Source organism: Shewanella decolorationis S12, assembly GCF_000485795.1.
GTDB classification, from domain to species: Bacteria; Pseudomonadota; Gammaproteobacteria; order Enterobacterales; family Shewanellaceae; genus Shewanella; species Shewanella decolorationis.
The window spans coordinates 12,644-28,668 of record NZ_AXZL01000040.1 but is presented as its reverse complement, the minus strand read 5'-3'; the positions used below and the strand labels follow the sequence as shown (position 1 = coordinate 28,668).

The 16,025-nt window shown below is 44.8% G+C and carries 12 protein-coding genes; 6 read left to right on the top strand and 6 right to left on the bottom strand.

Annotated elements, in window-relative coordinates; all coding sequences use genetic code 11:
* Window positions 1-151 precede the first annotated feature (151 nt).
* Window positions 152-925 (top strand): hypothetical protein, encoded by a 774-nt coding sequence (locus SHD_RS02125; RefSeq protein WP_023265638.1) that lies wholly within the window; start codon window positions 152-154, stop codon window positions 923-925.
* Window positions 926-1,393: 468 nt separating this feature from the next.
* Here SHD_RS02125 and SHD_RS02120 read toward each other — a convergent pair whose 3' ends face one another.
* The 5 genes from SHD_RS02120 to SHD_RS02100 all read right to left on the bottom strand — a co-directional run bounded on the left by SHD_RS02120 (window position 1,394) and on the right by SHD_RS02100 (window position 8,010).
* Window positions 1,394-1,822, bottom strand: coding sequence for a DUF3192 domain-containing protein (locus SHD_RS02120; protein WP_023265637.1), 429 nt, complete (start codon window positions 1,820-1,822; stop codon window positions 1,394-1,396).
* 110 nt (window positions 1,823-1,932) lie between these two features.
* Window positions 1,933-2,715: a flap endonuclease Xni gene (gene xni / locus SHD_RS02115; protein ID WP_023265636.1), complete on the bottom strand. Its 783-nt coding sequence runs from the start codon at window positions 2,713-2,715 to the stop codon at window positions 1,933-1,935.
* Between the two features lie 14 nt (window positions 2,716-2,729).
* Entirely contained in the window at window positions 2,730-4,085 is a 1,356-nt protein-coding gene (ppnN, locus tag SHD_RS02110) for a nucleotide 5'-monophosphate nucleosidase PpnN (protein ID WP_023265635.1), read from the bottom strand.
* A gap of 56 nt (window positions 4,086-4,141) precedes the next feature.
* On the bottom strand, window positions 4,142-5,698 hold the full coding sequence (locus SHD_RS02105) for a GGDEF domain-containing protein (protein WP_023265634.1): 1,557 nt from the start codon (window positions 5,696-5,698) through the stop codon (window positions 4,142-4,144).
* Between the two features lie 149 nt (window positions 5,699-5,847).
* Window positions 5,848-8,010 (bottom strand): tetratricopeptide repeat protein, encoded by a 2,163-nt coding sequence (locus SHD_RS02100; protein ID WP_023265633.1) that lies wholly within the window; start codon window positions 8,008-8,010, stop codon window positions 5,848-5,850.
* Window positions 8,011-8,150: 140 nt separating this feature from the next.
* On the opposite strand from SHD_RS02100, the gene SHD_RS02095 reads away from it, so the two are divergent.
* The gene (locus SHD_RS02095) at window positions 8,151-9,962 is read left to right on the top strand and encodes a M61 family metallopeptidase (RefSeq protein ID WP_023265632.1); all 1,812 of its coding nucleotides are present in this window, start codon (window positions 8,151-8,153) and stop codon (window positions 9,960-9,962) included.
* Between the two features lie 170 nt (window positions 9,963-10,132).
* Here the strand turns inward: SHD_RS02095 and rdgC are convergent, their stop codons facing one another.
* Window positions 10,133-11,047, bottom strand: coding sequence for a recombination-associated protein RdgC (rdgC, locus tag SHD_RS02090; protein ID WP_023265631.1), 915 nt, complete (start codon window positions 11,045-11,047; stop codon window positions 10,133-10,135).
* A 292-nt stretch (window positions 11,048-11,339) separates the two neighbouring features.
* Between rdgC and SHD_RS02085 the strand changes: the two genes are divergently transcribed.
* The 4 genes from SHD_RS02085 (at window position 11,340) to SHD_RS02070 (ending at window position 15,736) form a co-directional block, all read left to right on the top strand.
* Complete coding sequence (locus tag SHD_RS02085; protein WP_023265630.1) at window positions 11,340-12,284, top strand: porin; 945 nt, start codon at window positions 11,340-11,342, stop codon at window positions 12,282-12,284.
* 185 nt (window positions 12,285-12,469) lie between these two features.
* Entirely contained in the window at window positions 12,470-13,159 is a 690-nt protein-coding gene (phoB, locus tag SHD_RS02080) for a phosphate regulon transcriptional regulator PhoB (RefSeq protein ID WP_011623460.1), read from the top strand.
* Between the two features lie 80 nt (window positions 13,160-13,239).
* Window positions 13,240-14,538 carry a phosphate regulon sensor histidine kinase PhoR gene (phoR, locus tag SHD_RS02075; RefSeq protein ID WP_023265629.1) on the top strand — a complete coding sequence of 433 codons (1,299 nt, stop codon included), beginning with the start codon at window positions 13,240-13,242 and terminating at the stop codon, window positions 14,536-14,538.
* A gap of 226 nt (window positions 14,539-14,764) precedes the next feature.
* Window positions 14,765-15,736, top strand: coding sequence for a PstS family phosphate ABC transporter substrate-binding protein (locus tag SHD_RS02070; RefSeq protein ID WP_011623458.1), 972 nt, complete (start codon window positions 14,765-14,767; stop codon window positions 15,734-15,736).
* Window positions 15,737-16,025: the final 289 nt, after the last annotated feature.

The window sequence follows — 16,025 nt, the reverse complement described above, 5'->3', positions numbered from 1 at the left end:
TTTGTTTGGCGACTACAGAGTATCACCAACAGGCAGTTGATCTCTCCTCACCGTTTAACCATGAGTGGTGCACTTATTATCTGAATTCGGGCTTTCTGATAACGATCTTGGTAAAATACTAAGTCTAATTAACAGACAACCTGATGGTATAATGATTTCAATTGAAATCCTGTCTATGAGATTCCACGGTTTAAGGCCTGAAAATGCGTATGCTCCTTCAAATGAAATAAAAGAACTAGCTCAGCAAACTCTCCTCCTTGCTGACTTCTCAAAAGAAGATTTCAATGGTCACAAAGATCACGTGATGCATAATGTGGTGAGAGTTGCCCTTACAACCCCAAATAACTATGAAGCAACTCGTTTAATTCTCGAACGTATGATTGAGCAGCAACCACTGTTTAGTATTGGAAATCATCTTCCTCAGACAATCGATGTATTAATGAAGTCTAATCCTAAGGCTGTTCTTGATAGCTTACTCGATGAAAAAGGGAATTGTCAGGAACGTGCAGTCACATTTTTTAAATGCAACCAAACACCATCAATACCACTTGAACTTATTTCTGAATGGTGTGGAAGTAACCTATCAAAACGATGCCCTATTGTTGCCGAGATAATATCGCCGTATAGAAAAGAAAACGAAGTATACCAACTGACCAAAGAAGCGAGATTGCTTTTGAACATCAGCCCTAATGCCTTAGAGGTACTGGAAAAAATGGATATAACTCGCAGAGCTAGCACGATTCATGGGTCGTATGCTAATTTCCTTGAGGCGCGCCTCTCTGTATATGTTGAATTAGAAAATTTTGACGATTCAAAAGTTCAACAATGGGCTAGTTCAAAGAAAGCATCCCTACAAAGCTGGATAGACATTGAGCGAAAATGGGAAGAAGAGCGAGCTCGAAATACAGATGAAAGATTTGAATAGTGGAACTTTGACCAAATATTTGAGTTGTGGGATTCATAATACTAGCTTAGGCCTGATTTCGTACTGAATAACCACAGTAACTCTACTCACTTTGTGCATTACTAAAGTTTGGTCAACGAGATGTGTAACAAGAGTTAAATCATGGTCGTTGCTAACACAAAATGGGGCAAAAGCTTTTTAGCTGCACGAACAGTTAGAGAGATACTTAAGATTGTCATTGTTGTACCTGTGACCTTTTAAAACATCTAGGTTTTAGTCGAGCCTCAGGGACGGTTTTTATTAAATTAAAGGGTTGCGTGTCACAGGGAAAATGACAATTCATTCTGCAAACTTGACGATAAAGTTATCTCGCTTCCAAGCAGTTATGGAACATGAATGGCAATGTATTGATTTACATTGCCGTTTTTGGAGATAGCTCAATAAGCTTTGGATATTTAGCTTAGGGATGATGGCGATATCAGAGCCAAATCAATTTTTGCTTGAGCTTTCGACCTCTTTGGCGGTGCGGCTTACGATATCGGTGCCAGCGTCGAGATACTGTTTATAGGTATCATCACCCCATGCCACGAGTTTATCGTCTTTAAAAATCAGTGGGGTGCATTCTTCTTTTGTGGTTACGCCATCGGATTTTTCATGGTGAGTACGATAAAAGAGTACTTGTAGTTGACCCTCCTTAAGGGATTTGGCCTCTGTAAAATCGGCCTTACCAAACAGGGTTTTGACGGCAGAGATATCTTGCCCGAGGGTTAAATCATTTAATTTCTGGCTGTTATAGACTTGCCTATCTTCCCAATCCATTTCATCCGGGGTGGGCTCATATACAAGAACCACTACAGCGACGAAGGCGACATAGGCGGCAAATATGCTACCAATAATAACCGAAGCTTTTGATTTCATTGAATCTAATTCCTTTGCATATCCAATGTGTTATTTGGCAAATCAATAAAATACGCTTTTGATGACCTGAGGTAAACGGCTTTATTGCAACTTAGTGTTAACAAGAGGCGCTAATCGACCTGCGGCGTGTTGGCGGGGCCATTGAACCGAAAATCTTTTAGATTGATGTTTAAGGGTAAATCGGTTTGTAGCTGGGCTAATTTATAACTAAGGCGCGCCATATCTCGACCTTCGGCCAGTTTTTTGGCTTGTTTTGCGCCCAGATTGGGCAAAGAGGAAAACAACGCCGCTAGAGTTCTAAAAGTGCGGAGTAGTTCGGCCGCCGATTTGGGGCCTATCCCCGCAATACCTGGGATTTTATTGCCGCTATCACCAGCTAGTGCCATTAAATCAAGAAATTGGCTACGATCGACTCCGAGCTTTTGCTCAAGCTCTGCGATGTTAAGGTATTGCTGATTAAAATGATCCCATTGGCTGATACGCGGATGATTGAGTTGGCTAAAGCCTTTATCGGTGGACACGATAACGGCTTCACCTTGGGCTTTGGCGGTTTTCATCGCAAGTGTGGCAATAACATCATCGGCCTCAGCTGCGGCATAAATCGATTGGATTTGTACGCTTGTAAGATGTTCTTGCAGTGCAGGTAAGCCCGCAGCCAGAGGCTCGGGCATAGGTTTACGGCCCTTTTTATAATCGGGATAAAGTTGTTTACGCCAAGAGATCTCATCACCATCCCAGACGATAGCGACATGGGTAGGGTGGTGAATGCGCAGCAGTTTAGTGCAGGCGACACTCACACGCTCCGTTAAACTGTCCATATCGTTCTCATCTGGGATCGCCGCATAAATCCGGCGAACTAAGTTGAGACCATCGATAATCAAAAACTTATTCATTGGCGGTTATTGTTTTATTTCACTATTTGATAGCAGGGAACATAAGCGCTACCCGGCAGTTTCATCCTATGTTGGGCGACAAAGGCCCCTAGCAAATTGTCCATCAATTCCATTAAATGCGGGTCCCCTTTAATGTGGAAGGGGCCTAATTGTTCAATTTGCTTAATGGTGTCTGATTTTACATTACCCGCAACGATACCCGAAAACGCTTTGCGTAAATTGGCCGCTAGCTCAGCTTTATTCGTCTGATAATGCAAATCTAAGTTGGCCATCACCTCATGGCTGGGGATGAACGGAAGTTGGAACTCGGGTTCAATTTTTAGCCCCCATTGATATTGATAGGCATCGCCAGTGGCGCGGCGATGGTTTTTTACTTGCTCCATACCTTGCTTCATCACTCGCGCGACTTCGGCGGGATTATCGATAATGATTCGGTATTTTTGTTGAGCCTCAGGCCCTAAGGTGGCGGCGATAAACTCATCAATTTTAATGAAATAGTCCGCACTCTCACTGGGGCCTGTCAGTACCAGTGGGAAGGGGGTTTGCTGATTTTCTTTGTTCAGCAAAATCCCCAGAATATACAGTAACTCTTCGGCGGTACCCGCTCCGCCGGGGAAGATAATAATGCCGTGGCCTAAGCGTACGAAGGCTTCAAGGCGTTTTTCGATATCGGGTAAAATCACCAGCTCGTTAACAATTTGGTTGGGCGGCTCTGCGGCAATAATACTCGGCTCGGTGAGACCAATATAACGGGCGTTTTTAATCCGCTGTTTTGCATGACCAATGGCTGCGCCCTTCATTGGGCCTTCCATCGCGCCTGGGCCACAGCCGGTGCAAATATCGAGTTCTCTCAGGCCGAGTTGATAACCCACTTCGCGAGTATATTGATATTCGATGGCATTAATGCTGTGGCCGCCCCAGCAGACGACTACGTTCGGGTCTTTCATCGGTGCAATGGCATGGGCGTTACGTAAAATATCGAATACTACGTTAGTTATGTGGCTCGCGTTAGTGAGATTTATGTGTTTTAGGGTGTCGTATTTGTCGCTGATATAAAGGATATCTCTCAGCACCGAAAATAAATGCTCTTGGATACCTGTGATAATTTGTCCATCGACAAAGGCTTGCTCGGGGGGATTGATAAGTTCTAACTTAACCCCACGTTCACGTTGCAGCACGTGAATATCGAAGTTGTGGTATTGCTCGAACAACGCTTTAGAGTTGTCGGTTTTAAGGCCCGCGGCGAGTACAGCGAGGGAGCAGTTACGATACAGTTGATATAAGGCGCTTTTGGCGCTTTTTTTAAGGCGATCAACTTCAAGTTGTGAAAGCTGATCCATGCTGCCCTTAGGGCTGACTTTTACTATCATTTATCACTCCTTCGTATAGACAGGAGTGATAACTGGCGACGTATAGGCTGGCTTTGTTATACGTCAATCACAACCCTGTCTCTGCTTTCATGTTTTGCTTTGTAGAGTGCTGCATCGGCGCGCTCGAAGGTTTCATGTATGAGCTCGTTCCCCATAACCTGTGCAGCCCCTATAGATACTGTAACTGTAATCCGCTGATTTTTAAATTTAAATGGAATATTTTTTACTTTTTCACGTACCCTGTTTAAAAGTTGACCAATATCGCTGCTGTCAATATCTGGCAAAATCAGAACAAACTCTTCACCACCATAGCGGGCAACGAACTCGGTATCTCTTAGGGAATTTTTCAATGCCATGGCAATAACTTGCAGGGTTTTATCGCCCGTGCTGTGACCAAAGCTGTCGTTGATGCTCTTAAAGTGATCGATATCGGCCACTGCTATCCACAGTGGGGTTTTATGACGTTGATAATTACGGTACTCAAGCTCCATGCGCTCTTCTAAAGCGGCACGGTTGGGTAGTTGAGTTAGGCTGTCTAATAGATTGAGTTTTTGCTGCTCGAATAATCGTTCTTTATAGGTATTAGCCTCATTACTCAACTCGTTCAGCTCTTTGCGCATGGTCTCCATCGACTTGCGTAATAGTGCTTGCTCACGCTGCTCGAGTGCTTCTTTACGGGCAAGGGCAGAACGGATGGAGTTGAGTTGTTCGGTCAGCTGGGCTTTGAGATCGACAATATCGTCGGTGTCGATAATGGCTTCACCTACGTTATCAACGCGAGAGTTTATCTCTCTATTAAGCTGTGTCTTAAGCTGGAAGCTGCGCTGATTATGATTATAGGATTCGCTTACCACTTCGCGCACTGCCGCTAAGGCATCGTTTAGCGCATACAAAAACTCTTGCGAGGCAGATTTTTCGCGGGCGATATTGTCAAGCAGTAGAGACAAAATCGTTTGATAGGCTTCGAGCAAAGTGTCGATTTCGACCTCAGACGCTAACTGCTCTTTAATCACCAGTACTTGGTCGCGTTGGTCTTTACGAAACTCAATTTCTGAAATCATCTGCGCCAGCTCGTGGGCGAGTTGCCTATGCTTTGGCAAGACATCGAGCTTTTCGGTCTCATTGAACTGCTGCTGCAGGATGGTATCGTAGAAGCCAATGATTTGTTTTACTTTAGGAATATATTCCCACACAGTGTGGAAAGGTTTAGCCAGATCTTGCTTGAAGTAGTTAACTTCTTTTTTGAGTTTTTCAGGGGCAGAGTTTACCCGCTGGATTTGACGGATAACCTGTGCAAGCCCCGCGCGACTTTCTTCAAGTTGCACCATGACATGGTGATACTGACCTTTTAGTAGACGTTCAACATCGACTAATTCCGGCAATGCCTCATCGACTCGCTCAAAGGTATTTAAGTTATGGCGAAGTTTGGCAAGTTTATTGTCTAGTTCTAAATTTTGCCCTTTGCAGGCAAGACTCAAATGACCAATAAATTGGAGTAGTGTTTGTAACTTAGCATTCCTGTCTTCGTTTACTTCATCCAAGGCCAATTTTGCCGAGTGAAGCTTTTGCTGAAGTAGTGCCAGTTGTGTAACTGTCGCGTTGGAATCCTTCATCCGGAGTATTTTCCTAACTCTGCAGGGCTAACAAGCATGACGTCCTCTGTCCAGATTAGCGGTAAACTCACATGCTTCTAATGTTATAACAATGGTTGTAGAGTGCAAATTGCTTTGCTCTTACCATGGTGATTAATTGTCGATATTGATCAAATATTTTCTAATAAATGTCTGACTTGGTTATTTTCCCAGCAAGGCCAAACAATATCTTCTTTTGCTACATTTGTTTCGACTCTAATGAGGCCGCGTTCAATTCCCTTTTCCAAATGCAAGAATAAAGGATTGGCAAAGAGAGTGGGTGGCACAAAATCTAAGGCCCTCAGACTGACATAATGGCTAGCATCGCAAGGTAAGCTCCTAGCGCCAGCTAATGCCATTTGTACTGTTTCAAAGAGCAATTTAGGGTCGATTTTAATTTCTGCTTTGGCTAGCAGTGGCAAATTGATAAAGCCAATATTGAAGTTAAAGTTTATGTCTTTGCCATCAAGATATCGACGCAATGTTTGTAACATTTGCGGCGGCTCAATAACCTCTGTAAATCTTACTGCAAATAGCCCTTGGCGGATCACATATACTGGCATTAAAAGGCAATCGCCGATGTGCTGAGTTAATTGCTGGGTAATCGCATTGGCAAAATATTGACCATGATTCAGGTCGGTGCTCACATGCTCACCAAATTCGATCAGGGCGAGGGCGGTTGTGGGCGAATTTACTGGGTTTGGAGCGAGATCCTTTAACAGCGCAGCATAGCCTTGGTGGGATGTGAAGGGCTCCTGCAAACTTAATTTAACTAATGCCTCATTTTGACGGCTATTTTTGCGACGTTGGATGAGTAAGATTACGATACCTACAAGCAAAATGGTCGCAATCAAGCCACTAAAAGCGAGCAATTTGTTGGTATTTTTAGTGGTTTCAACAGCGTCATTCAGTTTGCTTTGTAGCATACTGAGTTCGAGCTTTAGTTGCTGCTCGGCCAAAACCGAAGATGCGACAGCAGGATCGTTAGCTGTATTTTTAGCGGTTTGATTTAACGCTATGATGCGCTTTTGAGTGCTGATGACTTTGGTTTGATCCTGCATTTTTTCTGCCGCGAGGGCGATTTGCGTCAATGCCGATTTTTGCTCATCAAGCAAATTTAAATCCGTTGCTAAGGCCAAGGCATTTTCGGAGTGGCTCATCATGAGTGGCCAATCAGCCTTGGATTGAGCTACCTCGCCGATCAGTAACTCGTTATAAACTAAGTAATGATGACTTTGTTTTTCCACAAACACCTTGTTTGCCATAAGCAAATACTTAAGGGCATTGGTTTCATCATTTAGGTGCGAGTAGGCTTGGCCTAAATTATGAAAGTTAAGTCCCTGGGCAATGTAGTTGCCGCGTTTAGCATCAAGCTGTTGAGCGTTGAGATAGTAATCAATGGCACGGTTCCAATCCCCTTGCTCGCCATACACCATGGCGATAACCGTCATACAACTTGACAGATAAGTGTCGTTGCCCATTTTTTTAAAGCCTGCAGCGGCCTCATGGGCGTTTTTTAACGCTTCATCCCATTGTTTTAAATCGCGATAAACCTTGGCCAGTTGCAACTGCAAATGGGTTTTCATCGAAGGATAATTGGAGCGATTAGATAAGCGAATCGCTTCGCTATAGTGCTGTAATGACTTAGTGAGTTGCTGATTTTTATTGTAATAATGCCCGAGTTTTGACTCGGCCGCCGCAATCAAATAATCGTTCCTGAGCTTGTAGGCGATATCGCGATAGGTATGAAAATGCATTAAGGCAGGCACATCTTGGCGGATAACGAGGTGTAGACCGCCTAAGTGTTCATGAATGGTGTGCTTGAGCAGCATGGACTCGACATCGTAACTGTCGTTAATCCGTGTCAGTGCCTCATTATAAAAGGCGATGGCCTCTTGGTATTTTTGTTCAGTGCGGCCAATATAGCGGCCTTTTAGCATGGCGACAGTCGCTTGTTGAAAGGGCGTTTGCGCTATGCTTGCAAGCAGTTCGATAAGGGTATTAGCGTCTTGAAACCCGACCTTAGATTTTACATTCGGCTCCATATTCAATCGCGCCAGTAACTGCAAAATATGTTCGAACTCTTCACTGCTATAACCCTGCTCTTGGGCGGCGCGCTCAAACTGTTCGCGGTTCTTAAAGGCAATAGGAAAAGAGAGGGATTGATTAAGCCTGTCGTACATCTTCTGTGGCGTTTCACGCAATTCTATTTCTTCGGCTTCGAGATCGGCAGCCCTTGTTTGAAACGAAATTGACATCAACAAGGTCACGAAAATAACAATGAGTTTACGCATGTGTAGGTGGCCCTATATTCCCTAAGTCAAGGAACTTATTTTGTTAGCTTTTGTTAGCGCCTAATGAGGATGCTACATCGACTTGTTATACTTGGAAAAAATATAAGAAGCATAATAACAGAAGACGGAAGGAAGTCAGAGTGAAACCCAGTAGATTATCTGTTTTGATATTAAGTGCATTAGGTTCGACAACTGTTTTAGCCGATGTGGATTATAAAATTGATTTAAGCCAGCCAGAACATCACCTTGCGCAGGTGAGTGTGACTTTTCCCGAAGCTAACGCGGGTGAGTTGACGGTTAATCTTCCCGTGTGGCGTACGGGGAAATATCAAGTGTTACCCCTATCCGATGGTGTGCGTTTATTTAGCGCGAAAGACAGTCAAGGTAACAGTCTTCCATGGAAACGTAGCGCCAGTGGCGAGTGGCAAATAGCCCTCGATAAACCCGCCAGTGTGACTGTGAGTTATCAACTCTACGCCAATGAATTAGGTCAACGTGTACGCCATATCGATGCGAGCCACGCTTATCTCGATGCCAGTGGCGTATTTATGTATAGCCCGCAATTTCGGACAGACCCTGTGGCCGTGCAGTTAAAGGTTCCCGAACATTGGCAGAGTTATTCCGGCATGTCATCAGGTAACACTGCGCATTCTTTCGTTGCCCCTAACTATGACGTACTGATTGATTCTCCTATCGAAACAGGAGTGAGTCTCCACAAGCAATTCAGCGCCAACGACAAAGACTATGAACTCGTGTTTTGGGGCGAAGGCAACTACGATGCCGATAAGGTGGTGAAAGACTTAACCGCATTGAGTGGTCAAGCCAAGGCGATTTGGGATGGTTACCCCTTTGATCGTTATGTGTATATGGTCCATGCCACCAGTGGTGCGGGCGGCGCGACCGAACACTTAAACTCGACGGTTATTCAACTGCCGCGCTTTAGTTTTCGCGAGCGTAAGGATTACCTACGCTTTATAAGCACGGCGTCCCATGAGTTTATTCATACTTGGAACGTGAAAGCCTATCGTCCAGCGGGTTTGGTCCCTTACGATTATCAGCATGAAAACATGACCGAACTTTTGTGGATTGCCGAGGGATCGACCAGTTATTTCCAAGGTCAGTTATTGCTGCGTGCAGGTGTGATGACGCCTAAGGAATTTTTAGAAGATCTCGCCAAACGCATCGACAAGAGTGAGCTAACACCGGGGCGCGAAATTCAATCCGTTGCCGAAGCCAGTTTAGGGGAGTGGAGCAGCACGGGTGGTGATTATGCCATCAACCACAGTGTGAATATTTACTCCGAAGGTTATTTAGCCTCATTGGCACTGGATTTTTCTCTGCTGACGGATTCGAATCTTGCCCATTCATACCGCGACGTACACCGTAAACTCTATCAGGATTACCGCGTGCCTAAGGGTTACACTGTGAGTGATGTAAAGCAGATCCTGAAGGACTTATCGGGTAAAGACTATGGCCCGTGGTGGCAGAGCCATGTGAATAGTCCGCTGAGCCTTGAGTTTTCAAGCCTGTTGTCTCAGGCGGGATTAGTGATGTCCTACGGTAAAGACTCTAAAGCTGAGCCTTTTACGGGCATGACCTTAAGCAGCGAACATGGCTCTTTGGTGCTTTCTCAAGTCTTGCGTAATGGCCCCGCTTGGCAGGCTGGTATTGTGGCAGGGGATGAGATCCTCGCGATTAATGGCTTAAAGGTGACTGCGCAAGGTTTTGATAAGCGCATCAAAGACTTTAAAGTGGGAGATAAAGTTGAAATCACTTTATTTAACAACGACAAAATCAAGCAAGTGGCGTTAACCTTAGGCGAGAAGCAAAGCGGTAAGCTAGTGCTAAAAGGCGATGCAAAGGCGACTAAGCAGCAAAAAGCCTTCTTCAAAGCCTGGCTTGGCATTGATTGGCCGTTCGATAATAAAGGTGAACTGCTGACGAAAAGCTAGTTCGTTTGCGATTTGAGTGAGTGGACTTTAGGTTAGCTCACTCGAATCGCTGCCAACGTGTTATTTCTGTCATAGAGACTAAAAAGGCGCCGCAATGAACTTCCACTGCGGCGCCTTTCTTTTTAAGTATCAGATCGTTTGAGCTTTTGTTTAATGTGAGCGCTTAAAACTTAAGCTTGAGTTTCTTCAAGGCCACCTAATGCTGAAACCAGTGCGTGCATCAGCGCCACTAACTCGCTGCCCATTAAGGCAAAGTCGGCATCGAGGCGTGCCATTGGATCTTCATTCCCTAGCTCATCATTACCCGCTCTAAATTCTTCGGAGAATTTTAAGCGTTTTACGCTGGCATCGGATTGCAGCAGTAGCGCAATCGATTGGCCAAAGTGCAGGGCGAGTTTATGCACTTCTTTGCCGGTTTCGAGGTGGGCAAGTACTTCGTCTTCTTTCAAATCTTGCTGCTTAAAGCGCACGATACCGCCGTCATCGGCGGCCGATTTTAACTCGGCTTCATCTTGCATTTCAAAGGGTAAGGGGGCGCTGCCATCCTTTAACCATTGTGTGAGATTGGATTCAACTGGCGCTTTAAAGCTTAATGGGATCACAGGCAAGCTGCCTAAGGCCTTACGTAATAAGGCTAATAATTCTTCGGCTTTAGTGGCACTAGAGCTATCGACCAAGATCATTTCCAGCTCAGGTAAAATCAGCGCGCGAGTTTGGCTGCGACGCGAAAAGGCGCGTGGCAATAGGCTAGTGATGATTTCATCTTTAAGCGCATCTTTTTCTTTTTTGGCGAGTTTACGATTTTCTTCGTCTTCAATTTGCGCCACTTTTTCTTCTAATGATTCTTTAATCACTTGGCCAGGCAGAATTTTTTCTTCTTTCGTCACACAGATAAGGTGACGATTGTTGGCGCTGTGCACTAAGGTGCTGCCCTGTTTACCTAAGGCATTGGAAAAACCAAATTTGCTGACGTCTTGACTGCCGCACGGGGAGAATGTGAAATCGGCGAGTGCGGTTTCAAGTGCTTCTGTTTCGATGGAAAAAGGTTTATTGAAACGGTAAAGAGTAAGATTTTTAAACCACATAAGATGCGCTCATTGGAAAAATAAAGTCGCAGTTTACGGCATAGTTGCAGCGGGGTAAACCTACCTTAAATCGTTAAATTTTGCCTCGGTTGCAGAATTCATCAAAATGTAACATTGAAAAAAATATGCCTGCAGCCCTTGGTATGCCTAGGTTTTATCTTTGAGGGGAAGTGCGGTTTTGTGGTAGCTGACCCAAGTTGTCACAATTGAAATAAAACTGAAACAGATTCATTGCAAACTTTCGGTCGTTCCAAACCAATAACCAAGACGAACATAACGTCGAAAGGATTAAATGATGAACGTTTTTTGTAAAACTCTACTTGCTTCTGCGCTAGCTTCTGCAACTCTGGCTTCTGCTTATGCCGCTGAGCCACTGACTGTTTATGGTAAGTTGAACGTTACCGCTCAATCAAACGATGAGAAAGGTGATTCTACAACAACTATTCAGAGTAATGCTTCTCGTTTTGGTGTGAAGGGTGATTTCGAACTGTCTAGCTCGCTGGAAGCGTTCTACACAGTAGAGTACGAAGTTGATACTGGCTCTGCAACAAGCGACAACTTCAAAGCCCGTAACCAATTCGTTGGTTTAAAAGGTGCATTTGGTTCTTTCTCTGTTGGTCGTAACGACACTCTGTTAAAGATCTCTCAAGGTAACGTTGACCAGTTCAACGATTTATCAGGTGACTTAAAGAGCCTGTTCAAAGGTGAAAACCGTTTAGGTCAAACTGCAACTTACCTGACACCTTCAATCGGTGGCTTCGTATTCGGTGCAACTTACGCAGCTGAAGGCGATGCTGACCAACAAGCCCAAGACGGTTTCAGCTTAGCCGCTATGTACGGTGACGCTAAACTGAAAAAATCACCTTTCTACGCCGCTATCGCTTACGATTCTGACGTAAAAGGTTACAAAATCATGCGTGCATCGGTACAAGGTAAAATCGCTGACTTAACCTTAGGTGGTATGTACCAACAACAGGAACAAACCTACAAAAACGCTTTACCAGTGGACGCTGACAGCGTGAATGGTTACCTGTTAAGCGCTGCTTACGATATCAACGCTGTGACCTTAAAAGCACAATACCAAGACATGGAAGACTTAGGTGATTCATGGTCAGTGGGTGCGGACTACAGCTTAGGTAAGCCAACGAAAGTGTTTGCTTTCTATACTAACCGCTCTTTAGAAGCGAATGCTGATGATGACAAATACATCGGTATTGGTTTAGAACACAAGTTCTAATCTCAGTATTAAGATTGAATTAAGGAGGCTTAGGCCTCCTTTTTTATTGCGATAAACAAACAGTTATATAAACTTAATATGACAATTATCGCGACAATATTGCTCAAGTGACATGCTAATTCATAAATCTGTAATAAAAATGACTAATAATAGTCGTGTTGACATTCACTGACAGAAAATCACTTATGACTGCAAGGATATTGATAGTAGAAGACGAGTTAGCCATCCGCGAGATGCTGACTTTTGTAATGGAACAGCATGGGTTTACAACCTCTGCGGCGGAAGATTTTGATTCGGCCATTGCGCTGCTAAAGGAGCCTTACCCCGATCTGATTTTGTTGGATTGGATGTTTCCTGGTGGAAGTGGTATTCAATTGGCCAAACGCCTCAAGCAGGATGAGTTTACCCGTCAGATCCCTATTATTATGTTAACCGCTCGTGGTGAAGAGGAAGATAAGGTTAAGGGCCTCGAAGTGGGCGCCGATGACTATATCACTAAACCTTTTTCACCCAAGGAGCTGGTGGCACGTATCAAGGCTGTATTGCGCCGTAGCGCGCCGACCCGCCTCGAAGAAACCATCGATGTACAAGGATTGTTACTCGACCCAGTGAGCCACAGGGTGAGTGTTGGCGATACCGTACTCGATATGGGGCCAACGGAATTCCGTTTATTACACTTCTTTATGACACACCCTGAACGTGTTTACAGCCGCGAACAGCTGCTCGATAACGTTTGGGGAACCAATGTGTATGTAGAAGACAGAACCGTGGATGTGCATATCCGTCGCCTGCGTAAAGCAGTTGAAGAATCGGGCCATGATCGCCTCATTCAAACGGTTCGTGGTGCAGGTTATCGTTTCTCTACACGCATTTAGTGCCAAATAAGAGATAGGCACAGGTTAGCTTTTACGCTATCTTGTGCTCCTCCTATTTAGCCTGATGTCTGGGTTTATTTATGTTCGACTCTTATTCAGGGTACCGGCTGTTTTCGCGCTTAGCGGTGTTTTTACTGCTTTGTTTGCTAATTGGTTTATTGGTAGGGAAACCCCTCTGGATACTTATCATTGGATTGCTAGGACTCGTGTTCTGGCATTACCGTCAGTTAGCACGTCTCAATTTTTGGTTATGGCGAGATAGAAAATTAACCCCTCCCCAAGGCAGTGGCAGTTGGGAAGGGGTGTTTAACGGCATATACCGTCTACAGGGTAAAAATCGTCGCCGAGTGGGCCAATTAGCCGCCTTGCTAGGACGTTTTCGTCAAGGAGCCGAGGCCTTACCCGATGCGGCAGTCGTGCTCGACTCTGAGCACAATATCTTATGGTGCAATAGGTTAGCTCAGCTGATATTAGGCTTTGTCTGGCCACAGGATAATGGTCAACGCATCGATAACTTGATCCGCCATCCTGATTTTTCGGCCTATATCAAAGCCGGAAAATATAAAGATCCCTTAGAGCTGGCATCGCCCGTATCCGATAGAAGACTGCTCGAAATCCGTATTATGGCCTATGGCGATCGGCAGTTATTGCTCATTGCCCGCGATATTACACGGATAAGGCAACTCGAAGGCATGCGTAAAGAATTTGTCGCTAATGTGTCACACGAACTGAAAACCCCGCTCACAGTATTGCAGGGTTATTTAGAGATGATGCAAAGCATGGCAGAACCCGGTTCGATGAACGCCAAGCCCTTAGCCTTAATGCAGCAGCAGACGCGGCGAATGCAGTCGATGGTGGAGCAGCTGTTGGTGTTATCACGCATCGAAGATGCGGCGGATATTAACCTTGAGAACACCGTAAACATGGCGCAGTTGATGGAAGTCTTAAAGGAAGAGGCCAAGGCGCTGGCGCAGGACAAGTACGAGCTAAGCTTCCACTGTGAAGCGGGACTTAACTCCCATGGCAATGAGTTACAGCTTAGAAGTGCTTGTTCTAATTTGATTTCGAATGCGATTCGCTACACAGAGCCCGGCGGCAAAATTACCGTGCAATGGCGCAGTGTGGCAACCGGTGGCCTCTTTAGTGTGACGGATACGGGTGAGGGGATTGCACCGCAGCATATTAGCCGCTTAACCGAGCGCTTTTATCGTGTCGACAGTGCGCGCTCAAGGCAAACCGGTGGCAGTGGCCTTGGTTTAGCTATTGTGAAACATGCCCTGAGTCACCACCACAGTGAGCTCAATATCAGCAGTGAATTGGGTAAAGGCAGTACTTTTAGCTTTGTGATCCCATCCCATTTGATTGAACGCAAAAAATAATTGTCAAAGAAACGCATATTATTTTTACATATAAAACAGGCCATTATGGCCTGTTTTGCTTTTGACACTTTAACAATGCGAGGTTTTTTTCAAAAAAATGCGAAAAATGTGTTTTGTCATCTAAGTGTCACATCTTGGACATAGAATTGTCATTGTAGCGATTGATACTGGCTGCGTCTGAAGAAACTTAAGTTAGAAATTAGTTAGCTTATTACTGGAGCACATAATGAAACTGAAAAAGCTTGTCGGCGCGATGACCCTCACAGCCGCTGGTGTATTCTCTGCCACTGCAATGGCATCTGTTGATCAATCTCTGCCAACTTACGAGAAAGCAAGTGGTGTATCAGGCAACCTTTCGTCTGTAGGTTCAGATACTTTAGCCAACATGATGACTCTGTGGGCTGAAGAATTTAAACAGATGTACCCTAACGTAAACATCCAAATTCAAGCTGCGGGTTCTTCTACTGCGCCACCAGCATTAACTGAAGGTACTTCACAATTCGGCCCAATGAGCCGCAAAATGAAGCCTAACGAAGAAGAAGCCTTCGAAAAACACTACGGTTACAAGCCAACTGCAGTTCGTGTTGCGATTGACGCTTTAGCGGTATTCGTACACAAAGATAACCCAATCAAAGGCTTAACTGTTGAACAAGTTGATGGTATTTTCTCTTCTACTCACAAGTGTGGTAGCAGCGATATCCAACGTTGGGGCGACTTAGGTCTTGACGGTAACTGGTCAGCAAAAGACGTACAATTGTACGGTCGTAATTCAGTATCAGGCACTTACGGTTACTTTAAAGAGCACGCCCTGTGTAAAGGTGACTTCAAGGCCAACGTAAACGAGCAACCTGGTTCTGCTTCAGTGGTTCAGTCAGTGTCTCAATCACTGAACGCTATCGGTTACTCAGGTATCGGTTACAAAACTGCTGGCGTGAAAGCCGTTGCTATCGCGAAGAAAGGTAACGAGTTTATCGAAGCGACTGCAGAAAACGCAGCGAACGGTACTTACCCATTATCACGTTACTTATATGTATACGTGAACAAGCAACCAAACAAAGACTTAGCACCAATGGAAAAAGAATTCATCCGTTATGTGCTGTCTAAGCAAGGTCAGCAAGTGGTAGAAAAAGACGGTTATGTGACTCTGCCTAAGAGCGTAGTTGCTAAAGATTTAGAACAGTTAGGCATCCGCCTGTAATTCTTAATCGCTAAACCTTAAGGGTCTCTTCGGAGGCCCTTTTTGTTTTTGGGCCCTAAATCACCAACTTGAGTAGGGGGTGATCATTTGGGGGGATTGCTGACTGGCGCTTAGGGCTGAAAAAGGGACATAAAAAAAGCAACCTAATAAGGTTGCTGTAAATTCCAATTCGGAATCCGGGGACGGTCGCGCTAGAAACCATCTAAAGGAGAATGATGATGAACGAAGAAACTCATTGCAAAGATTCGGTTCATAATATCTGACTCAAGGGCGAGAAATTAGTTCAGCA